The organism is Paenibacillus sp. G34 (genome assembly GCF_056856875.1).
The window spans coordinates 5330721-5353686 of sequence record NZ_CM166469.1; the positions used below are offsets into that span (position 1 = coordinate 5330721).

At 46.8% G+C, this 22966-nt stretch carries 15 protein-coding genes and 1 pseudogene; 3 read left to right on the forward strand and 13 right to left on the reverse strand.

Translation table 11 applies throughout. The features are described 5' to 3' along the window. Nucleotides 1-136: 136 nt before the first annotated feature. The 8 genes and pseudogenes from AC1VYS_RS24310 to xylA form a co-directional block, all read right to left on the reverse strand. The gene (locus tag AC1VYS_RS24310) at nt 137-2521 is read right to left on the reverse strand and encodes a YcdB/YcdC domain-containing protein (RefSeq protein ID WP_482934423.1); all 2385 of its coding nucleotides are present in this window, start codon (nt 2519-2521) and stop codon (nt 137-139) included. Between the two features lie 208 nt (nt 2522-2729). Beyond that, the gene (locus AC1VYS_RS24315; RefSeq protein ID WP_482911813.1) at nt 2730-3692 is read right to left on the reverse strand and encodes an alpha/beta hydrolase; all 963 of its coding nucleotides are present in this window, start codon (nt 3690-3692) and stop codon (nt 2730-2732) included. Between the two features lie 248 nt (nt 3693-3940). Then, nucleotides 3941-4567, reverse strand: a complete 627-nt coding sequence (locus tag AC1VYS_RS24320) for a bifunctional 4-hydroxy-2-oxoglutarate aldolase/2-dehydro-3-deoxy-phosphogluconate aldolase (protein WP_482911814.1) — start codon at nt 4565-4567, stop codon at nt 3941-3943. A gap of 1264 nt (nt 4568-5831) precedes the next feature. Continuing rightward, entirely contained in the window at nt 5832-6902 is a 1071-nt protein-coding gene (locus AC1VYS_RS24325) for a glycosyltransferase (protein ID WP_482915109.1), read from the reverse strand. 423 nt (nt 6903-7325) lie between these two features. After that, nucleotides 7326-8288, reverse strand: a pseudogene (locus AC1VYS_RS24330) (hypothetical protein); the annotation flags it as partial. Further along, the gene (locus tag AC1VYS_RS24335) at nt 8185-8967 is read right to left on the reverse strand and encodes a glycosyltransferase family 2 protein (protein ID WP_482911815.1); all 783 of its coding nucleotides are present in this window, start codon (nt 8965-8967) and stop codon (nt 8185-8187) included. The pseudogene AC1VYS_RS24330 and the gene AC1VYS_RS24335, both read right to left, overlap by 104 nt. A gap of 358 nt (nt 8968-9325) precedes the next feature. Continuing rightward, nucleotides 9326-10819, reverse strand: a complete 1494-nt coding sequence (gene xylB / locus AC1VYS_RS24340; RefSeq protein WP_482911816.1) for a xylulokinase — start codon at nt 10817-10819, stop codon at nt 9326-9328. Between the two features lie 875 nt (nt 10820-11694). Continuing rightward, entirely contained in the window at nt 11695-13011 is a 1317-nt protein-coding gene (gene xylA / locus AC1VYS_RS24345) for a xylose isomerase (protein WP_482911817.1), read from the reverse strand. A 409-nt stretch (nt 13012-13420) separates the two neighbouring features. On the opposite strand from xylA, the gene AC1VYS_RS24350 reads away from it, so the two are divergent. Next, a complete protein-coding gene (locus AC1VYS_RS24350) occupies nt 13421-14584 on the forward strand; it encodes an ROK family protein (RefSeq protein WP_482911818.1) in 1164 nt (387 codons plus the stop codon). A gap of 161 nt (nt 14585-14745) precedes the next feature. Continuing rightward, entirely contained in the window at nt 14746-14934 is a 189-nt protein-coding gene (locus AC1VYS_RS24355) for a hypothetical protein (protein WP_260510823.1), read from the forward strand. 351 nt (nt 14935-15285) lie between these two features. Here AC1VYS_RS24355 and AC1VYS_RS24360 read toward each other — a convergent pair whose 3' ends face one another. Both AC1VYS_RS24360 and trxB read right to left on the reverse strand, forming a co-directional pair. After that, nucleotides 15286-15516 (reverse strand): glutaredoxin family protein, encoded by a 231-nt coding sequence (locus AC1VYS_RS24360; protein ID WP_090924451.1) that lies wholly within the window; start codon nt 15514-15516, stop codon nt 15286-15288. 127 nt (nt 15517-15643) lie between these two features. Continuing rightward, nucleotides 15644-16585 (reverse strand): thioredoxin-disulfide reductase, encoded by a 942-nt coding sequence (gene trxB / locus AC1VYS_RS24365; protein ID WP_482911819.1) that lies wholly within the window; start codon nt 16583-16585, stop codon nt 15644-15646. Between the two features lie 257 nt (nt 16586-16842). Between trxB and AC1VYS_RS24370 the strand changes: the two genes are divergently transcribed. Further along, on the forward strand, nt 16843-17574 hold the full coding sequence (locus AC1VYS_RS24370; RefSeq protein ID WP_090924449.1) for a ZIP family metal transporter: 732 nt from the start codon (nt 16843-16845) through the stop codon (nt 17572-17574). Nucleotides 17575-17716: 142 nt separating this feature from the next. Here the strand turns inward: AC1VYS_RS24370 and AC1VYS_RS24375 are convergent, their stop codons facing one another. The 3 genes from AC1VYS_RS24375 to AC1VYS_RS24385 all read right to left on the reverse strand — a co-directional run bounded on the left by AC1VYS_RS24375 (nt 17717) and on the right by AC1VYS_RS24385 (nt 22866). Continuing rightward, nucleotides 17717-18526, reverse strand: a complete 810-nt coding sequence (locus AC1VYS_RS24375) for an alpha/beta fold hydrolase (RefSeq protein WP_482911820.1) — start codon at nt 18524-18526, stop codon at nt 17717-17719. 206 nt (nt 18527-18732) lie between these two features. After that, nucleotides 18733-20823 (reverse strand): heavy metal translocating P-type ATPase, encoded by a 2091-nt coding sequence (locus AC1VYS_RS24380; protein WP_482911821.1) that lies wholly within the window; start codon nt 20821-20823, stop codon nt 18733-18735. 735 nt (nt 20824-21558) lie between these two features. Beyond that, on the reverse strand, nt 21559-22866 hold the full coding sequence (locus tag AC1VYS_RS24385; RefSeq protein WP_482911822.1) for a homocysteine synthase: 1308 nt from the start codon (nt 22864-22866) through the stop codon (nt 21559-21561). Between the last annotated feature and the right edge of the window lie 100 nt (nt 22867-22966).

Sequence of the window (22966 nt, forward strand, 5' to 3'; positions counted from 1 at the left end):
GAAGGCCCCTTGAACTTTAGTTGCAGTCACCATGTTTACCGCTTCACTTCATTCTATGTCTTCCTGGAGCAAATTATGAGTGGCTTTGCATGCGTACCGATTCATACACATTAATGCAGGTCAGCTCTGCCTGGAATCAATAAAGGCGGCTACCAGTCATAAACGTGTCCGTCTTGCCCTGCAACTTCGCAAGTCGTTCCAGAACTTGAGAAGCTTCTGCTACCGTTACTTTGCGTGCAGGCATGAATCTTCCCTCAATGGAAGGTAATAAACCAAGCTTCAGACTCAGGGAAACGGCTCCCTTATTATTGATCGCACTCGCATCTGCAATGTTAGGCAAATCTGAAGGTTGCATATAGAAACCGGCGAGCTTCTCATAACGCAGAATCCGCATCAACACTACAGCTAATTCCTCACGTGTCATTTCTTCTTCAGGTTTTAGCTGCTTTTCAGGGTCAGCTCCACCGATCCAGCGTTGATCCATCAGGACTTTCACTGCCTTGTAATACGGACTCTCTATACTCACATCAGCAAAAAGTTTGTCATTACTATCACTGTTGTAATACATATCCAAGTTCGGGTTAATTGCTCTTGCCAGATAGTTGAACCAGTCCCCACGGGTAATGACCCGATCCGGGAGCACGCGTCCCTGTTCATCGGCAAGCAACACCTTATGCTTTGTCATGTTACGCAAAGCTGATTCAGCAACATGACCCGCAATATCTGTTGGTTCTACCTGAGATGCTGCATGGTTCAGACCGTACATGAAGAACCATTGACCTGAATTGGCATCCAGCAATTCGTTCAAATTATAAAGAGATTTCTGGCCACTCACAGGCACGTAAGCCAAATTTACTCCGACAGGTACAGAACTACCAGAACCCAAGCCGTATCCACCGTAACGGGCATAATTCAACGTTAACGTATATTTCTTCAGATAAAGTTCCTTGGCTTCTTCGTAGCGGATTGCAGGCGTAGTATCTGCCGGAAGTTGTTCAGGCGATACCGCCAAGCGTGTATAAAATTCGGTAATGTTCCCGTTGTTCTTTACCTGCACTTGTGCCGTGTCATCCTGAACCCGAATTCCATTCAGGTAACGCTGAAACACAAACGTACGAGCATCGTCTATTTCAAGGACTCTGCTCAGCTGATACTGCTCTTTTGCCTGCGGCACAGCAGCAATGATCGTATTCATCGCCAGCTTCTCGGCTTGTTGTGAAGTAACTGTCTTACTCTCCTTCTCTTGAGAAGGCTTTTCCTGACCCATCTCTGGTCCAACCCGTTGCATCAAGCTATAGCTGTAGACCTGTCCTGTAACTGCATCGACCTGAGCCGAAATATCACGCATGAACATATAGGATATGTTCGCATTTCGATTGCTCCAGCTTAGACTCCATACCTGATTGTTCGCATTGCCGTAGGAACCTTTAGTTAATTGGCTGTGCTCGAGTTTGTAATCCTTAGGTATGTCAAAGCTCGCTGCAACCCGCTCTACGGCCTGTTGTACATTTAAGCGCTGACCGCTGGCTGCGGTAAATGCCGGGACATTACCTGTCACTTTTTTGTTATGCTGTGAATTGCTCTTGTCCACGGATTTTCCGGTCAGCACATCAATTCGGTCTAACGTGTTAGCGTTAATCGGCCCCATACTATCATCTTTGGGTAAATAACCAAGAACGTATTGCTGCCCCTGTCTGGAAGACAAACTTTCTTTGGAGATATAGGCCAGCTCAACATCAAACCCATCCTCAAACACTTTTCTGGCCTGTTCTTCCGATGCCTTCGGTTTGGAGGACGGATATTTCGCCGAGATGGTAGATCGTGAATACGATGTTGCCTGCCCTCTCTCATCCACACTTATGTAGACTGTCTCTGCATCCGAAATGACTCCGTCATGTTTTAGGTTATAGACAAATTGATATTGATTGCGGCCAAACAAGGCTTGCTGCTCCGCTGGTGAATACTGGTCCCCTAGCGGTACATACTGCCCTTCCTGAAGTCCAGGAATCGCCTGATGCAGCAGTTCCAAAGCAGCTTTTTCTGCTTCTTCCTTGGTCAATTGAACATCAGCTACAGATGATAGTTGACTCTCCACAAATTCAGATGGCAAATGTACGCTAAGTACTTCCCCAGTACCTGCATGGACACTTGCGCTGAATCCCATGGAGTGATTGCCTTGTACAATTTGGAATCCAATATCCCAAGCCTTGTAATCCGGCGGCGGATAAGAATTAGGTGAATCAAACTTTGCGGATGAGATCGCCGCTTTTTTTAATAACGGGAACAGCTTTAATATATTGTCAGCGGCTTGCCTGGATGAAATCTTTGCTCCCTCCGGCACGTCATTGCTTGTTATGTCTAGTTGATCATTTTCCCCCGACACTGCTTCATTCACTGAGCCAGCTTCCGCCTGAGCAGCAGATGCGCTCCCCGTCAAACCCGGTGCCTGTGTCGTAAACAGCAGAGTTGCCATTGCTGTTGCTGCGGCTTTGGCTGTGAACGTTTTAAGCCTTCCATTCATGTTCCAATCCCAACTCAAAATGGTTACCTCTCCCTTCGATTTCATGCAGGATATAAGATTAATCTCTCACATGAATTTTGACATTCTAATCTATGATACCATAAGCTTCCTTTTTAATCGCTGTTTTCCGGGTAATTTTACAATTGTGAATTTCTGTATATTGTAAAGACAAAACAAAAAAACGCCAATCAAATTGGCGTTTTCACTATTAACCTATACTATGATGCAAATCCGTTTCATCCTGCTCTGTTGCAACTCCGTCCTCCGCTATTGGTTCTGATGTAGAACGAACATGCATTTTCAAGAACGGAATCACCGTTTCCCAGAAAGCCGGGTCTTCCTCGGAGCAGCTATGGCCCTCACTGTTGACCCATAGATGCTCTACAGGCGGATCTGCTTTGGACATAAAATATTCCAGTTCACTCGGCGGAATAAAATTATCCCCTTTCGAGTGCACCATCAATAGTGGCAATTTCATACCTCTTCGCCTTTCATTCAGCATCATTACTGCATCATTCTGCTGATATGTCTTCAAGGACTCACCTAACCGCCAAAACCATATTCGGGGGATCAACTGTGCCAGCGGGAACAGCGGCAGACGCCGGCGTCTCAGTTCCGAACTGACGATAACCTGAAACTGGGATGGCATGGAATCAGTGACCACGGCGGAAACCGGAATGCCTTCTGTAAGTGCAAGAATCGTTCCCAGTCCACCCAATGAGTGCCCTAACACTGCGATCGCTTCCGAGTCAACCTCAGATCGGCCTGATACATAAGTCAGTGCAGCCAGCAAATCGTCTCTAAACAGATAGGCAGATGCAGCGCGAACCGCATCACTGGCCCCATGGCTGCGCACATCATACATGAGCAATGCATATCCAGCTTCCCAAATGGGGCGCGCATACCGCAACACACGGGAACGGTTGGAACCCCAGCCATGAGCGATAATGACGAGCGGCCAAGGCTTTGGAACATCGGGTCTCGCTGGAATAAACCAGCCCTGCACCTTTCCCCCTCCACTCTCAAAGGTTATATCCTCAAAAGGCATCGGCGGGGTCAACGTAATCGGAATTTTTTTGGGGGTCTGGCTTTTAACTGCTGCCTTCCATAACCCTCCCGCCGTTACTGCGGCCACAGCCAACATACTACCAATCATCGTTCTCGCTTTCACAAGGTCTCTCTCCTCTCTGGCTGATGGCATATGCTCATCATACGATAGCATGATCAGCTGTACGTTAAATGATCTCATTTTTTGTAATAACGAATAACCATGTAAGCTCTTTTTATATTTACCCTAATGTCTATAGCTTGCTCTCTATTTCCCTAGATTAAAACTTAAGGTTGGTTCTCTTTATTAACGTTCCCTATTCGTCCATCTATCCGCTTATCTATCTGCCTACTGTCCGCTTATCTGTCCCTTTACGTATTAGCGGCTTCCACAAATGCCCGTGCACGCTCTGCAATTTGTGTGGTGTCACCTGATGTTAAAGCTTCTTTTGGTAAAAGAGCACTACCCAAGCCCACTGCGGCTGCACCTGCCTCATAATAGGCAGAAATATTCTCTAGTGTCGCTCCACCCGTTGCCAGCAATGGGATGTGATCGAGAGGTGCTTTGATCTCACGAAGGTATGGAATACCCAGACTGGCCATAGGGAACAGCTTAACTGCTCGTGCCCCTGCTTCATACGCAGCTACAATCTCCGTTGGTGTCATCGCCCCAGGCCAGATCTCTACACCGTGTTCTACAGCATATTCAATGACAGACAGATCGACATTGGGGGAGACTAAAAATTGCGCCCCTGCAGCCACCGCCTCCTTCGCCATACTCACATTGAGTACCGTCCCTGCTCCGATATAGGCCTGTCCTTCGTAAAGCTCACGCCAATCTGCAATAATCTGATGAGCATTCGGTGTATTCAACGTTACTTCCATTAGACGAATGCCACCGTCGGTCATGCCCTGTCCAGCCGTAACCGCCGCTTCCCGGCTTATGCCGCGCACGATCGCGACCAGTCTCGATTCCAATAGTACTTCTGTCAGATTCATATCCATTCACTTCCCCTTGCTTCATTCAGATTCGGCAGCTGAGGACCCGTCATGGTGTTCACCGCTTTTCCGTTAAACCCTATTGTAATGCATAGGCTCCCCTGGAAGAAATACATTATCCATGATAGGGAGTGTAAACATAGGGATTATGAACATAGAGATTGTGGATACAGGCATTATGAATATAGGCATTATCTACATAAGGATTATGATTATATAGGGATTGTGAACATAAGGATTATGATTATATAGAGATTGTGAATAAAATAACATATAGGTCTCCGCGTGGTGTCAGAACAACCAATAGATCAAGGGATCAGAGCATAAGAGCTTAAGGACATAAGGACATAAGGACATAAGAGCATAAGAGCATAAGAGCATAAGAGCATAAGAGCATAAGAGCATAAGAGCATTTCCATTTTGTCATCGCAATCACTAGCTCCAATTCGGTTTATGCATAGCATCTCATTTTCTAACGATCACCAGAAACCTTATTTGGCCTGATTCGCCACTTTTTATTTTCTAACGATCACCAGAGAGCTTATTTACTCATATTAGTGATGATTTCGCCCAATTATATGCATTTTTGACGAAATAGCGTTTGTGGTGATCGTTAGAATTTTCACCCCCTCAAAAACCTTAAAATAAGCTCTCCTGTGATCGTTAGAATAAAGTAGGGAGCAGTTACCTGGCACCATAACTCCCACTAACTCATTGAAATATCCACGCCGACATTGTAATAATCGCTCCTAGATACATCTAGAATGGCGCACATTTTCTCCAAAGAAAACGCGGTGCGATGGTTTTCCACAAACTTATCTTTCGGGATATTGAGCTCTTTCGCGAGATCCCAGGCGTCTTCGTTTGTTCTTGGATGAACTTCACTGCTTGTTTCTTAAACTCTTCATTATAACGCTGCTGATGTTCTCCCCTGTGGACACACCTCCTTATTTTTGATTTTTAAAATAGAAACAAAAAACCTCTTCATCGCGAAGAGGTGGACTCTGTTAACCTTAGGATTCATTCTATATGAGTTGAACTATAGATTTCAGACAGTCCATTCCGATTGCAGAAGAACTTCCAATCCCTGTTACCCCCAGTTTTCTTCTGTCCTCTCCGTTAAAGTGTAAAAGAATAGTTCAACTTAAATCGTTTTTTGAAAAGGAAGAGCTACACGCGCAACATTTCCGTGTATTACATGCATTATGGCAACTAACGTAATGTGCTGATCATATATCGCTATTAAAGCCCATTAAGCTAAACTTTATGCATTCTCCAATACAGTTTCTTTCATCGTATCCTTAAAATATCGATCATTATACAACATGCTCGGATGAGTTGGATGATAGGCCAGTGCAATATCGTTGTGCTCCTTGGCCTTCGCACGGTTGCCCATACGATCATAACATACACATAATTGCAGATGAGGCATCCAGGTCCATGCAGCTTCATTCAACACAACCATCGGATCAGCTGGACGGATCGCCTGCACAGCCTGTTCATACCAGAATACAGCTTGGCGGTAATCTGCTCTGTCGGCAAAATAACCCCCTAGACGGCAGCATACCTCAGCTCTTGGCAGATCATAGGCAAAAGCCCGAAACAACGCCGCCACTTCCCGCTCCGGACGTTTCAATACAGCCTCACAATCCGCAATTTTCTGGCAGGCTGCAATTCGATCCTCCACCCATCCTAGTCCGGTCTCCAGAAATTTCTCGTAATACGTTATGGCTTCTTCATGCTGAGCATGGTCTTTCAGTTCATTGCCAAAATAATAAAGATCACGGGGCGAAAACTCTTCACCCGCCTGCTCCCGTTTGCGATAAATTCGTAGATTTCGATCCGTGTGTACCTTATCTTTCTTGTGGGTCACAGCTACATCACTATGAAGCAAATTGCCTGCAACAGCCAGGTATTCATGCACTGCCCCAATCCAGCGAAACTGGCGATCCCGTCTCACCAGACGATTCCGCCGCAAACTGTACGCGACCTTGCCCTCAGGCGTGAATGAGAGATGATAGTCCATCGTCACGCTGTCCACTTCGGGATCAAGAGAACGTTTCAGTATAATAAGCTTCGCACGATCCTCCGGTTCAAACACATCATCAGCATCGAGCCACAATATATATTCGCTGGATGCCTGATCAAAGGCAAAATTCCGTGCCGCAGCAAAATCATCCACCCACTCAAAATCGAAAATACAATCCGTATACTGCGCTGCAATCTCTCGTGTACGATCCGTGGAACCCGTGTCCACGATGACGATCTCATCGGCAATGCCTTTTACCGAGTCCAGACATCTGGCGAGGGAGGTTTCTTCATTTTTCACAATCATACACAAGGAAATGCTAATTGCCTCTTCTCCTCGTCGGATTCTGCGGTTATAGGCCGCTGCCCCCGGCAATTCAGACAAACGATAGATGTGATACGCTGGATGGTGGGTATCTACGAACAGTTGGAACCCGTACGCCTGAGCACGAATGCAGAAATGACGGTCCTCTCCCCAAAAAGATACATTGGGAATGCGGTCAAAATTCACTTCCGCTTCAAGCACAGATCGCCGAATGAGTGTACAGGCGCCTAACCCACCTACCTCATAACAACCCGGAATACGTAACTGGTTTAGAAATGCACTCGCCTGTGTGTCCTCATCTTCCGCCTCTGTTCCGGAAAGAGCTGAACCACCACGCCGATAGAGTGCGTACTCATCCTGGAGCCATACCTGCGGCATTTCCTTCGTTCCCGGCTGCCAGCGGGTCCAGAAAATATTGGAGATGATCTCTTTTCCACTGTTGGCAAGCTGTTCAAGAGTTTTCGGGTGCAGTACCAGATCGGAATCGACCAGGAACACGGCATCATACTTATGCTCACGAGCATACTGTAAAATGTCGTTTTTCAACCTAGCAACTCGCCATACCTGTTCATTTCTCCAATAGTGTCCACCTTCGTCTTTGTTGTAGTTTCCTTGATTGTCCGCGTCCATGCTCTCTGCATCATTCAGATCACGAGCATGAATCACCGTACCGTTATGTCGAAGTACAAAATCATGCAACAATCGGGAGGAAGCTTCTTCCTCATTGTCATCTACAAACAAGTAAGCCGTTTGAACCGTCGTTCGTTCCAGCCTTTGCAGAGAATCTAAAAATTCATTCAGAATAGCTGCTGTCTGCCGTACAGGGCTAGCAATCAGAATATGCTCGCGTTTACTTTGCACAGTCTCTAATTCGATTGGCTGTACCCTATCTTTCCCCTTCGTTTCTATTGCTTGTTTGGAATTTCTCTCTTGCTTCTGTATTTGTACTTGCTTCAGGGCTTGCTCTTGTTTGTGCGCTGTCTCTTTGTCTTCATCTTTGTCTGCATCTTTGTCTTCATCTTTGTCTGCATCTTTGTCTTCTTCTTCTTCTTCTTCTTCTTTTTCTTTTTCTTGCTCTTGCTCCTGCTCCTGCTCTTGCTCCTGCTCCTGCTCCTGCTCCTGCTCCTGCTTTATTCTTAACGTTTGTCCCGTTTCCTTCTCGGCCTTGGAGGGTATGTCATCCGTTCGCAGCTCACCTTGGACACATTTGTCACTGCGATTACTATCTAGTTGGTCTTTTTTCATTAAGCTCACTCCCTTCCCCTTAATCAGACCATGGAATAAGCCGTGGATCTGTATCCAATATCGACTCATATTGCTCCTTCCATCCATACCGTGCCTCGGGGTCCAGTGTCTGGTATCTCGCATATTTGTGAACACGATCTTCTTCTCTTGCCCAGCCATAATGCTTCACTCTCGGAGCGTGGCAGGCATAAGAAAAATGCTGAATGTTCATCGGGAATCGTCCACAATGCTGCGGTGTTTCCTTCCATTCGTAAACTACCCCAGGGCGATATCTGACCATGAAAGGACGATAATACAAATGTGCCTGCCAAAAGGCATCCTCCCGATACGCGGTCTCGCTCCACATATCAAACAAACGGAAATAAATCGCTTCTTCCGCTCCACTTAATATTTCATCTCGCAAGACCCCAAAATCCGGCGTTAAAATCTCGTCTGCATCCAGATTGAGAATCCACTCTGGCTTGGTTGCAATGGTCTGCTCCCACTGCTGCTTTCTCAGACTCACCTCATCAGAAAACCGGGAGACCGGATTCTGCACTAGTACAAGTGGGATACCGTGTAAAAGCTCTCTGCACATGGCAGCCGTCCCATCCGTGCTTCCATCATCAATAATGACAGCCCGATCAATCCAAGGAAGATGTGTTTCCAGTGCCTGTCTGAGATAGCGTTTTTCCTCGTTGCGTACAATCATCGACAAGGTGATATGTGGCTTGTTTCTCGTTAGTTGCTCCTGCTTGTGTTCGTGTTTGCGTTCCCGTTCATGTTCATGTTCTTGTTCTTGTTCTTTTTCCTGCTCACCCAACCTCTCACCCCCATGCTTCCTGTTTCCTTTGTAGATCCGAACACTCTATATCCAATCTATGCTAAGCCGGAATCCGGTTATGCAGGGTAATGTTTGTTTCGGCTCAGCAACGTGCCAACGGTGTTCCAACGTGTGTAGCTCCCAAACACGCGTCGCCACCTTTCATGCCAGAGATGGGCAGCCACATATGCGAAAGAGCATTTGCAAGAGATCGTATCTTTTCTTCCAAGCTCAGGATTCACTTCGACACCAAACACAAAAAAGCACTCGCTTGCGCGAATGCTTCTCGAATGTTTCTTTTATCAAAGTAACTCTATAAGGTTATTTTTGAATACGGACTACTGATGACACATTCGATTTAACGATATACCGCCAAACGATCATTCAAACTGCGTGTCTGTCCATACACCTCTTGATAAAGAGCAAACAAACCGTCATATACTGCCACTGTCTCCGGGTTCGGTACATAGGACTTCGCTGGACGAATAAATGCTGCCGCACACTCTTGCATCGTCGGGAACCAGCCACTGCCATAAGCCGCCAGCATCGCTGCACCCATCGCCGGACCTTGCTCGCTCTCCAGCTTCACAATCGTTGCATTGAAAATGTCCGCTTGCATCTGCAACCAAGCTTCGTTCTTCGCTCCGCCCCCAATGGAGATCACCTCATTAACTGTCTTGCCCGCACCACGCAAAATATCAATCGACTCACGTAGCGAGAAGGTGATGCCTTCCATTACGGCACGTCCAAAATGCTCCAGCTTATGCCCAGCATCCATGCCGATAAAACTGCCTCGAATATTCGCATCCGGGTGAGGTGTGCGCTCCCCTACGATATATGGCGTGAACAACAGACCGTTGCTTCCTGCCGGAATCTGGTCAATGCCCTGCAGGAGAACATCGAATGATTTGTCCGCTGCAAAAGTATCTTTGAACCAGGAGAGACTGTATCCCGCCGCAAGCGTTACACCCATAATATAGAAGGCATCTTTCTCCCCGTGATTAAAAAAGTGCACTTTTCCTTCGAAATCGAGATCCTTTCGTTCTTCGTACGAGAGAACAACCCCGGACGTACCGATGCTGCACATCGTCTGTCCTTCACTTAGTATGCCTGCACCAATTGCACCGCAGGCGTTATCCGCGCCGCCAGCAAATACTTTGGTCGCTGACGCCAAACCTGTTTGCTCTGCAATCTCAGGCAACAGTGTGCCGACTTCATCAAAAGATTCAACCAGGCTCGGACAAAGCGTCATCGGCAGATTAAATGCCGATGCGATCTCCGTGCTCCATTGTTTGCCTGCCACATCCAGCAGCAACGTACCCGCTGCATCGGAATAATCCATCGCGTAATCGCCAGTCAGGCGGTAACGGACGTAGTCTTTTGGCAACAGGAACAAGGACGCTTGATCCAGCAATTCTGGTTCATTTTCCTGTACCCACAAAATTTTAGGCAGCGTAAACCCTTCCAATGCACGGTTCCGGGCAATGCTGAGCAACTTGCTGTCAAGCACCTTCTCAATCCGGCGGCACTGTGCTGTCGTTCGGGTATCGTTCCACAGGATGGCATTGCGCAGTGGTTTGCCTTCTGCATCCACCAGCACCAGCCCGTGCATCTGCCCGGAGAAGCTTAATCCTTCAATCTCGGAAGGCTGCACGCCCGATACTTCCAGCAATTTACGAAGCGACACAATCGTCTGCTCCACCCAATCCTCTGGATTTTGCTCACTATATCCAGCCTTAGGCTGATAGAGCGGATAGGCCTCCGATGCTTCAAATGCCACTTTACCTTCGCGATTGACCAAAACGGTCTTGACCGCGCTCGTTCCGAGATCGACGCCAATTACGTAACTCATAAGTATACTCCTTTCGTTTATACAGGGTTGAAATGACGTGAGATGGGGCATGGAAGGTCACTCCGTGTGCAGAAAACCCTCCGATCGCCCTTACTCCCGGATTTCTTCACTTCCCCTTTTCAAGGGTGAAATCCGGTTGTAAATGCGAACACTTCGTTTCTCCGGGTCCTTTCTGCTCACTCCGTTTCTGCATGCCCCTTGTAACGTTGCTTTCAAACGGTACAACCGTACTCGTTTGGGGCAACTTGGGTTCCAATAACATTTCAATCGTCATTGGTTTATTTAAAAGCATAAAGCGTTGGTGCGCGGCATGCCCGGTCACTCCGTGTGCAGAAAACCCTGCGATCGCCCTTACCCCCGGATTTCTTCACTTCCCCCTTTTCCAAGGGTGAAATCCGGTTGTAAATGCGAACACTTCGTTTCTCCGGGTTCTTTCTGCCCACTCCGTTTCTGCATGCCCCTTGTAACGTTGCTTTCAAACGGTACAACCGTACTCGTTTGGGGCAACGAACCTCAAACCAACAAACCGTCCCCGCCTTCCCAGGGGAAAGCGGGGACGGTTTGAATGTCACGCTTATTCAACGTCCAGGATGCAACGTACTTTTGCACCGAGTAGGAAGAGATATTTTCCTGCTTTATCTGCAGCAATGATCTAGTCATAGAGTCACAGCCAGTTCGTTCAGACATGAATTTACTCTTCCTCTAAGACTTTTATCGGGGCGTGTCTTGAAACCCACTGAAGTGCATCTTTTACCCCTTTTCGCCCCATACTTCGTCACTTTCCCTTGACGTGCCCCGGCACGCCTGCGGAAAACTTCCTGGTTTGGAACGAAAATTCGGCAAAATCTGCTTCCTTCAGCGATTTCAGACCCACCCTAGTCAGCCAGGATGTATTGGTTAAGTTTTGCTCTCAACAGTTCCTGACGTCCCGATTGGTTTTTGCGTGGGTTTTCGTTGTTCAGTGCATACTCAGCCAAGGAAGTAAGTGTAGCTTTACCTGCCAGGACATCTGCACCGATGCCTTCGTTGAAGCTGCTGTAACGTTGCTCGATGAATTCATCGAATACACGGTCTTCGATCAGCTTAGAAGCGACTTTCAGACCTTTCGCATACGTATCCATACCTGCGATGTGAGCCAGGAACAGATCCTCAGGTTCGAAGGAGCCACGACGAACTTTCGCGTCGAAGTTTACGCCACCTTTACCCAGACCGCCGTTTTTCAACACTTCGTACATCGTTAATGTTGCATCATACATATCAACCGGGAACTCGTCCGTATCCCAGCCAATCAGCAGATCGCCTTGGTTCGCATCCAGGGAACCGAGCATGCCGTTGATACGTGCTACGCGGATTTCATGATCAAATGTGTGACCAGCCAGCGTTGCATGGTTCGCTTCAAGGTTCAGTTTGAACTGTTTGTCGAGATCATATTTTTGCAAGAACGCAATGGAAGTTGCTGCGTCGAAGTCGTATTGGTGTTTTGTTGGCTCTTTAGGTTTAGGCTCGATCAGGAACTGAGCGTCGAAGCCGATTTCTTTTGCATAGTCAACAGCCATATGGAACATACGAGCAATGTTGTCTTGCTCCAGTTGCATGTCCGTGTTCAGCAATGTGTCGTAACCTTCACGGCCACCCCAGAATACATAGTTTTCTGCACCTAGGCGTTTACCTACTTCCAGACCTTTTTTGATCTGAGCTGCTGCATGAGCATATACATCAGCGTTGCAAGTGGATGCTGCACCAAACATGAAACGTGGGTTGGAGAACATGTTAGCCGTGTTCCAGAGCAGCTTTTTGCCGCTTGCTTTCATGTGCTCTTCCAGCAAATCAACGATCGTATCGATGTTGCTGTAGAATTCACGCAGTGATGCGCCTTCTGGAGCCACGTCTACATCGTGGAAACAGTAGTATGGCAGATTCATTTTTTCCATAAATTCAAAAGCTGCTTCTACACGAACTTTCGCTTTATCCAAACCGGAGTAGCTATCCCACGAACGTACTGCTGTTTCAGCACCGAACGGGTCGCTACCGCCTGCAGTTAATGTGTGCCAGTAAGCCATACCGAAACGGAAGTGCTCTTCCATCGTCTTGCCAGCGACAACTTCTTGTGGATTATAATGTTTAAAAGCAAATGGATTCTTGGAATCTTTACCTTCGAATGCAATCTTATTAACGGATTCAAAATAGGCCATGTGATAAATGCCTCCTCAAAAGTTTTAAAAGAGTTTGTTTAAGAAATCGTTTACACCGTTATCCTAACACATCGGATTTACTTTGTCTATTGGTTAAACAAAGTAAAAATAAAATTGTTTCTTCCTAGTTCGTTTACGCTATAATAGTCGAATAGCTTCTTAGCGGATGTACATGAGAGCCTTTACTTATATAATTTGAACCATTTAATTTACACATGAACGGAGAGGACAGAAAAAACCTGTAGAAGCGAAGTGTTCGCATTTATCACCGGATTTTCCCCTTTAATTGGGGAATCGAAAAATCTGGGGATAACAGCGATCGAAAGGTTATTCTGTCATCGAAGTGTCCGTGTAAATCTGTTCAGTTCAATTTATATAAAAAGAGAAAGAATAGGAGTGCCTTAACGATATGAAAATTACCGGAGACCAAATGCTGGTCAAAAAAATAAACAAGTCGATCGTACTGGATACGATCCGTCGTCACGCCCCCCTTTCCCGAGCCAAATTGTCCGAAGTGACCGGTCTTAACAAAGCAACGGTATCCAATCTGGTGGCGGATTTGATCACAGACGAGCTGGTACAGGAGATTGGACCAGGAGAATCCAGCGGTGGACGTAAACCTTTGATGCTGCTTTTTCGGGGTACGGCTGGATATGCGGTTGGCTTGGAACTAAGCGTAACCCGTTTGAAGGGTGTACTTACCGACCTTGAAGGTCATATCGTTGCCGATTATGCCGTCGATCTGGAGCAGCATGATGCAGCGTCTGTATTGGAACAATTAAAGCTGGCCGCGAGTCATCTGATAAAGCAGGCTCCCCCCTCTCCGCACGGGGTAATTGGCATAGGCATCGGTGTTCCCGGGATGGTGGATGAGCAAGGAACCGTACTGTTTGCGCCCAACTTAAAGTGGGAAATGGTGCCTTTGCGATCCATGATGGAACAAAGCTTCAACCTGCCTGTCACCATTGATAATGAGGCCAACGCAGGAGCCCGGGGCGAATTGAACTTTGGTGCAGGTGTTGGTGTGCGTCATCTGATCTATATCAGTGCAGGGATCGGGATTGGTTCAGGTATTATGGTTGATGGTGAATTATATAAGGGTGCTTGGGGATACGCTGGTGAGACTGGTCATATGTCCATTGAAGCAGAGGGTCTGCCCTGTTCTTGCGGTAATCGGGGATGCTGGGAGTTATATGCCTCGGAAAAAGTATATGAACACCCGGATCAGCAGCATCTGCCTGCTCATACAACCAAGGAACTGGTTGAACATGCTCAGCATGGACACGAAGCTGTATTAAACCTATATAGTACCATCGGACGCAAGCTGGGCGTTGGCATTACCAACATCGTTAACAGCTTTAACCCGGAACGTATTATTATTGGCGGACCGCTTTCAGAGGCCAAACCCTGGATTGAATCGGCGCTCAAACAGGTGGTCGAGGAACGTACTCTGCCTTATCACCGTCGAAGTCTGCAAGTGGAATGGGCTGCACTTGGTAGCCGTTCGACTCGAATCGGGGCTGCTTATTCTGCAATATCCCAATTTTTGGGTAATGTAAGGGTCTCTGTTTAATATTTAGCTAAAAATATATAAAAATGACAAGATTTCGCCCCATTTCCTCCCTTTTTGTTAAAGAAATCCAGAGGTATAATGAGATTATGTGATTTTTGTCATGGCAGCGTTATCGTTGCTGTGTTATCCGATAATGAAACGGAGTGGAACTCGTGACCTACGTGGATACATCAGATATCTCGGCGCCAGTATTTGTCACCGTACTCCTGTTCCTGATTGTGCTTGCGCCCCTGTTCAGCCTGGGCATACTTCGATTTTTTCAGAGCAAAAAGAAGGCTGGTCTCATGTACATGCTGTCAGGCTTACTGGTGTATGTCGTATTTCAGACTTGCATGAGTATTTTTTTCTAGCGGAGAATTCTTTACACTTAAATGTACTCTATACTCAAAGGCAAATGATGTTTCTCCGACTAAAAAGGAGACGCTTATGCGCAATGTCCTCAAGTCCAGACGTTGCCTTACGCGTCTTCTTTTTGTTTTCCTCCCATTTCCTTCAACATCAGAAAAATAAGAAATGACCGTACCTTATACGGTACGGCCTCTTCCCAATCTTGCTTCTATATTCAAACGGCTCGCGCGAACCGGAATAGCTCAGTTCTGATATGCGCATACAGATTCTTGTACAGATTTTGATTACAATTTCTATACAACTCTCATCGCTCTCCACTTAGCCAGCCTACATACTAGCAAACAAAGCGTTAATTAAGCGTCCAATGCTTTAGCAAATTGTGTTTTGTTCATACCCAGAATGCGGTGTTCACCGATCACAGTCAAAGGAACTGCGCGTACGCCCATATCCCATACTTGTTGTGCGAACTCGTCGCTTGTTTCGATGTTGCGCTCTTCGTAAGCAATCCCTTTATCAGCCAGGAAAGTCTTGACGGATTTGCAGTTCGGGCAGTTCGTGGATGTGTATACAATTACGTTTTCCATGTTCAATTCACCTCATAATGATTATTTAATTTATATGGTTAATTATTTATAAGCTTAAGAAAGCACTATTCAAACACTGGGCTTTCACATTGTGATCCAATATCCAGTTTTTTCAGAAGGTTGCAAATTACAACGCTACTGCGCTGTGTTCCAGGCTCTCAATGAATTTCTCGGTGTCCATCGCAGCCATACATCCGCTTCCTGCAGCAGTGATCGCTTGTTTATAACGTGTATCCTGAACGTCACCACATGCGAATACGCCTGGGATGTTTGTTTCAGAAGTACCTGGTGTAGTCAAAATGTAACCATGCTCGTCTGTAGTAATCTGACCACCCAAGAAACCTGTGTTTGGTGTGTGACCAATGGCTACAAATACACCGCTTGCTGGGATGATTTCTTCTTCACCTGTTGCGTTGTTGAGCACTTTGAGGCCAGTTACGCCGTTGTCACCAGCAATTACTTCAATTGGTGTGCGGTTCAGTGCCATTTCCACTTTCTCGTTGCTGCGTGCACGATCTTGCATGATTTTGGAGCCGCGCAGCTCTTCACGACGGTGCACCAAGGTTACTTTGGAACCGAAACGGGACAAGAAGCTTGCTTCTTCCAGTGCGGAATCGCCGCCGCCAATAACGATAATTTCTTTATTACGGAAGAAGAATCCGTCACAAGTCGCACATGTGCTGACACCACGTCCTACGTTTGTTTCTTCTCCTGGAATACCCAGATATTTAGCAGATGCGCCTGTGGACAGGATCAACGTTTCGGATACGAGTTCGCCCATACCTTCAACTTGGATTTTGAATGGACGCTCGCTCATGTCGATGTTATTTACCCAGCCCGTACGGAATTCTGCGCCAAAACGCTCCGCTTGCTTACGCATGTTATCCATCAACTCAGGACCCATGATGCCATCAGGGAAACCCGGGAAGTTCTCCACTTCCGTCGTTGTTGTCAGCTGTCCACCCGGTTGCGGTCCTTCAATAACGAGTGGGCTCAAGTTAGCGCGTGCCAGATAGATTGCTGCTGTCAGCCCTGCAGGGCCTGTTCCAATAATAATTGATTTATACATGTATAGTTCCTCCCTCAGGTTCTGCAAAAAGGTCAGGTTCTCCGGCATCAAAAGCGCAAGCCTTTGCATACACTAAAACGAATAGCCCATGTCATGTCCATCAGGACTACCTGCGAATATGACGATTCACCTATGCAGAAACGGAATTCTAATTTATAATCATTCTAATCTGTTGTTCATTATGATCTCTTTTAAGTACGGTGTCAATGCTCGGCAGCGATTATGAAGAAGTCTTCATCAGGAGGGAAAATGGAAGCATGAACGACGCTCTACTCGGCAGTATTATTTCGGCCATGTCCACCGGACTTGGAGCCGTGCCAATTTTATTTATGCGTAAAATATCACATCGTCTGCGCGATATACTGCTCGCTTACGCAGCGGGTATTATGACCTCAGCTTCGGTGTACAATCTCATTCCCGAAGCACTGGGACAGTCTAATTTATTTGTTCTTGCTTTTGGCATTATGCTCGGCAGCTTGGTTCTGCTGGTGCTCGAGATGCGGATTCCACACGTAGACCTGGAAAACCCAGAGAAGATGCCTTTCAAAATTGAAGGCAAAGCCTTCATGATTATCGCAGCCATTACGATGCATAACTTGCCGGAGGGCTTGTCTGTCGGTGTGAGTTATGCAAGTACGGATGAAAACTTAGGGAATCTTATTGCCTTTTCTATCGGATTGCAAAATGCACCTGAAGGCTTTCTGGTCGCTCTCTTTCTCGTCAATCAGAACATCGGCCGCTTCAAGGCTCTTGGTATTGCAACACTGACTGGAGCTGTAGAGATTATAACGGCCATGATCGGATATACACTAAGCAGTCTGGTGGCTGGCCTTGTGCCATACGGTCTTGCTTTTGCAGCAGGCGCGATGATGTTCATCGTGTACAAAGAACTCATCCCTGAGAGTCACGGTGACGGTAATGCACGCGCAGCTACAATCTCCTTCCTGTTTGGTCTGATTACGATGATTGGCCTAACCGAACTGTTCTAGATTAGTGAAAGGCAAAAGAACCCAGACCACAGCGGATGCTGAAGTTGGGTTCTTTTTTTAGCCACAAATGAAGATTCCATGAAATTACTGAAATTGTTGAAATCATTCGTAAGCAATCTATATATTCTTTTTGTCCAACCGATCAAGATTGAATAAATCGAATCAGTTCGGCATTGTATTTTTCCAACTCATCGTAAAACGCACCATGTCCACTCTCTTCAAATACAACCATTTCAGCTGAAGGGATCGCCTTCTGCATCTCTTCCGCGAATTCGAACGGGCAGATTTCATCCTTTTTACCGTGGAAAATGGCTGTAGGCACCTGAATGGTTTCCAGTTCCCCGCGTAAATCCTCATCCCGTAGCGCCATCGCACTGCTGATCGTACCATAAGACGAAGCTTCCATACCAAGTGCATGGAACCATTGCATGAATGGCTGGCTATGCTCTTTCGCAAAAAACATCCCGCCGAACGTATCCAGCAGCTTCGGACGATCTGCAAAGATCGGCTCAATAATCTGCTCATTCAGCTCATCCGGCTTCAAGCCGTATGGGTACCCTTCACGCTGCGTAAATACAGGCGCTGCTGCTGACAGCAAGGCTAGCTTCGATACTCCATGTCCCTGATGACGCGCCATGTAATGTGCCGCGATAGCACCGCCCATGGAGAAACCAGCGAGTACCACATCCGTCAGCTCCAGATCATCGATAACAGCGCGCACATCATCTGCCATGCGGTCATAGTCATATCCGGTGGATGGCTTATCGGATAAGCCATAACCTCTGAAATCCATCGCAATAGTACGAATACCATGGTTCGGCAGGATATTCAATTGGTATTCAAACATTTTATAATTGACAGGCCAGCCGTGCAAAAACAGCACCGGAGTTCCTTCACCAATATCTTCAACATATACTTTTACATTCGGTTCAACTTGTACGTAACGGCCCATTGTTCACAGCTCCCTTGTCCTTAGTAGTCATTCGTAATTATCGTTAGCAAGATACGTTGTATCGTCTCTTCGACTATTACCCTCTGACCACAGGTTCAAACGAAAGCTGCCGACCGTATGCGTTAGAACCGACTGTTCCCAACATATATATATTTCAATGATACTGTAAACAATGCCCGTACTTTGGTAATACATCCGTTTCAGACCTAACGCAGCAGCCGAAGTCCATTCAAAATCACCAGAATGGTGCTGCCTTCATGACCAACCACACCGAGTGGCAAAGCAACGTCTTGCAAGAAGTTGCCTGCAATTAACGCCAAAATAACTGTAATGGCAAAGCACATATTATACTTCACCGTGCGTTCTGCTCGTCTGGCCTGCCCAATCACCCAAGCAATCTCTTCAATATTATCATTCATGAGCACTGCATCCGCCACCTCGATTGCTGTTCCACTGCCTGACAAACCCATGCCCATCCCCACTGTTGCTGCTGCAAGCGCAGGCGCATCATTCACACCATCACCAACCATCAACACATGACCATACTTCTCACGGAGCGCTTGCACCTGTTGGACCTTGTCTTCAGGCAGCAAGTCGGCATAGACCAGACTAACCCCGGTTTCATCCGCAATGACCGAAGCTGAACGAGAACGATCACCGGTTAACATTGCTACTTTGACCCCCATACTTTCCAGCTTCTTCACAGCTACTGCTGCCTGTGGACGGATCATATCCCGCATCGCAATCAAACCCGCAAACTCACCATTGACGGTTACAACAGATATCGTTTTACCTTCCTGCTCCAGTCCGTTGCACACCTCTTCCCAGTCCACTGAATGATTTACGGATACTTCAACTTCATCGGCTTCGGGTTCCATGGCATTACCATCCTCGGATTCTCGGTTCGGCATTACAGCCAGTGTTATCGCGGCTCCCGTCTGTTCCAGCGGCTGCATTTCTTGTGTATCTTTTGCCGTTTGTGACCATATTGCTCCATCCAGCCGCCCAATCTTCCATATGACACCATTCACCGTTCCTTCAATGCCGTGTCCTGTAATGGACTGCACATGCTCTGCTTCTTGCAGTGATAAATTCTCCTTGCGAGCCCGCTCCACAATCGCCCGGGCAAGAGGATGCATCGAAAGATTTTCAACGGATGCCACCGCAGATAATAACTGTTCTCTGCTTACGCTCGATGTAGTCAGGATATCCGTTACTTGAGGCGTTCCCATCGTGAGTGTACCTGTTTTGTCAAAAGCAACCACCTTCGTATGGGCGATATTCTCCATATGTGCCCCACCCTTGAACAAAATGCCGCGACGTGCGCTACTGGACATCGCAGACAGCATCACAGGCATAATGGAGGACACAAGTGCACAAGGAGATGCCACCACCAGAAAGACCATCGCTTTGTAAAAAGCTTCATTCCACGTCCATCCCAACAGTAACGGTGTTCCAACAATAACAAGGAGCGTGACGGCTACCACAATTCGTGCATAGATGCCTTCAAACCGTTCCATAAAACGCTGCGAATCCGGCACCTCAGCTTGCGCTTCCTCCACCAGTTTGATGATTTTCCCAAACAGAGATCCTTCAGCCGACTTCGTGACCTCGACATATAATGCACCCTCACCGTTGACTGTGCCTGCATAAACTTCGTCGCCTGCGCTCTTATCAACTGGCATGGACTCTCCTGTAATCGACGATTGATTGATAAAAGAACTCCCCCGATAGACCACACCATCTGCAGGAATCAGCTCGCCTGGCTTCACAAGCAGTAGATCCCCCAGCTGCAAATCCTCAATCGCCACAACATTCATCTGTCCATCCTCGATTCGCAGTGCTGTCTCTGGTTTAAGTGCCAGCAAGGATGAGATATCTTTATGACTGCGTTCCGTAGCGTAGCTTTCCAATGCCCCGCTAAGGGCAAAAATAAAGATCAGCATCGCGCCTTCATTCCAGTAACCAATCGTCGCCGCTCCAAGTGATGCGGCAATCATAAGCAGGTTAACGTCCAAATCACGATCCTTAATCAACGTTTCGACGCCTTCCTTGGCCTTCGTCCAGCCACCAATCGCATAAGCGGCAATGTAGAGTATCACAGACAATGTGGAAAAATAAGGTGCTATCCCCCATGCAATCAGCATCATAATGCCGCTACCCAGCGCCGCCTGCATCTCCTTGTTCTGCAGCATCGCGCGGAAGTTCGGTTTTTTGCCCCGATTGGGGCCAGGTGTATGTGCCGTTTGCTGCTTGGCTTGCTGTTTCCCTTGTAAAGGCTGATGTATTGCTTGCATATAAATCACGTTCCCTTCGGAGGTTTTGTTCTCGTCTGACTGCATTAACCCCAGTTGTATTGAGAATGAGAGCCATTGTTATTGCCCTAAAAATGGCACATGCTGCTGCGGGAATCCCGCAGCAGCATGGTTTAGAGAGAATTTTACATTCTCACCGGATCACAGATCCAGTGAGAATGATAATCATTTTTGTACTAATGCAATTGTTTTTACCAAATACAACTTTCAATCAATTATATGCCTGTGCTGTTCATTTGTAAATGGGTATTTCCTGTAGGTTTTAGAATATATCAAACAATTCACCAACACATCTAAATCATCCAAACACATCAAAAAAGCCGCCAACAGCGGCTTCATGGGGAAAGAACATTAAATTTTTTTATCTCTAATCCAGGAGATATACCGGACAATTGATGTAACTGTCACACAGGTCAACATACCCCATACAAGTAAAAGCATGCTCGCTCTTCCCGTCTCCGATAAACCTTGAAAATTCCTCACAATAAAAATCAACAAACCAATGTTAGTAGCAACAAGGATTAGAACTGGGATGGCGTAACCTATACGTAATATAATACTTTCCGCCCCCTCTTAGAGAATATACATAAATAAGTATATCAAAAGTGGGTACTCCTCTGTACATCCTTCTAATGCAAACTCATACCGTAAACTGCCCACACAAAAAGGCCAAAGCCCGCTAAAGCGACTTTGACCTTTTATCATATAAATGTTTGGTTATTTTCCTACGCTTGCACCCTGGCTGGCTTTAATCGCTTGCTCCAGATCATAGATGATGTCCTGAACATTCTCTGTACCGATGGACAGACGGATCAATTCCGGATTAACCCCAGCAGCTGTTTGCTCTGCCTCCGTCAACTGGGCATGTGTTGTGCTTGCCGGATGAATGATCAATGACTTGGAATCACCTACGTTAGCAAGGTGGGAGAACAATTTTACATTTTCGATTAATTTACGTCCTGCATCCACGCCGCCTTTAATGCCGAACGTCAGAATTGCACCTTGCCCTCTTGGCAGATATTTCTGTGCAAGTTCATAAGATGGATGACTTGGCAGCCCTGTATAGCTCACCCACAGAACATCCTCATGTTTCTCCAGATACTCTGCAACTGCCAGTGCATTGCTGCTATGACGTTCCACGCGAAGATGCAATGTCTCCAAACCTTGTACCAACAGCCAGGAATTAAATGGTGAAATGGACGCTCCCAAGTCACGTAGCAACTGCACACGCGCTTTAATAATATAAGCAATCGGGCCGACTGCTTCCGTATACACAACCCCATTATAACTTGGGTCCGGTTCAGTCAATCCCGGGAATTTCCCACTTGCCTTCCAGTCGAATTTACCGCTGTCTACGATGACACCTCCGATGGATGTACCATGCCCACCAATGAACTTCGTCGCAGAGTGAACAACGATATCTGCTCCATGCTCAATAGGACGAAGCAAATATGGGCTCGGGAACGTGTTATCTACGATCAACGGAATCCCATGTTCATGGGCAATAGCTGCTACAGCTTCAATATCAAGTACATTACCTTTTGGGTTGCCAATCGTTTCAGCGTACAACGCTTTTGTTTTCTCTGTAATCGCCGCACGGAAGTTCTCCGGATCACTGGAATCTACAAACTTCACATCAAGGCCCAATTTCGGCAACGTTGTGGAGAAGAGGTTATACGTACCGCCATACAGACTTGCCGAAGACACGATCTCATCACCGGCGCCGGCAATGTTTAGCAAAGAGAACGTAATCGCTGCTTGACCCGAAGCCGTAGCCAATGCCCCTGCTCCGCCTTCCAGCGCCGCAATCCGTTGCTCGAATACATCAGTTGTCGGATTCATCAGACGTGTATAGATATTGCCAAACTCTTTCAATCCAAACAGATTAGCGGCATGCTCCGTATCACGGAATCCATAAGATGTGGTCTGGTACAAAGGTACAGCTCTAGATTGGGTTGTTGGGTCAATCTCTTGACCTGCATGAATAGCTAATGTTTCAAATGAAAGCTCACGTTCGTTTGACATAATTCTGTATCCTCCCTTGATATATGCACTCTTGTGCATCCTGATCTCAATTCCTGACTTTTTGATGTCTAATCATGGCAACTTATGTTTTCCATATTCT

Coding starts and splice junctions, on each gene's coding strand:
- trxB (WP_482911819.1), bottom strand. CDS start 16,585: ATGTATAAATCAATTATTATTGGAACAGGCCCTGCAGGGCTGACAGCA.
- AC1VYS_RS24360 (WP_090924451.1), bottom strand. CDS start 15,516: ATGGAAAACGTAATTGTATACACATCCACGAACTGCCCGAACTGCAAA.
- xylA (WP_482911817.1), bottom strand. CDS start 13,011: ATGGCCTATTTTGAATCCGTTAATAAGATTGCATTCGAAGGTAAAGAT.
- AC1VYS_RS24380 (WP_482911821.1), bottom strand. CDS start 20,823: ATGCAAGCAATACATCAGCCTTTACAAGGGAAACAGCAAGCCAAGCAG.
- AC1VYS_RS24370 (WP_090924449.1), top strand. CDS start 16,843: ATGAACGACGCTCTACTCGGCAGTATTATTTCGGCCATGTCCACCGGA.
- AC1VYS_RS24385 (WP_482911822.1), bottom strand. CDS start 22,866: ATGTCAAACGAACGTGAGCTTTCATTTGAAACATTAGCTATTCATGCA.
- xylB (WP_482911816.1), bottom strand. CDS start 10,819: ATGAGTTACGTAATTGGCGTCGATCTCGGAACGAGCGCGGTCAAGACC.
- AC1VYS_RS24350 (WP_482911818.1), top strand. CDS start 13,421: ATGAAAATTACCGGAGACCAAATGCTGGTCAAAAAAATAAACAAGTCG.
- AC1VYS_RS24310 (WP_482934423.1), bottom strand. CDS start 2,521: ATGAATGGAAGGCTTAAAACGTTCACAGCCAAAGCCGCAGCAACAGCA.
- AC1VYS_RS24325 (WP_482915109.1), bottom strand. CDS start 6,902: ATGATTGTGAAAAATGAAGAAACCTCCCTCGCCAGATGTCTGGACTCG.
- AC1VYS_RS24375 (WP_482911820.1), bottom strand. CDS start 18,526: ATGGGCCGTTACGTACAAGTTGAACCGAATGTAAAAGTATATGTTGAA.
- AC1VYS_RS24320 (WP_482911814.1), bottom strand. CDS start 4,567: ATGAATCTGACAGAAGTACTATTGGAATCGAGACTGGTCGCGATCGTG.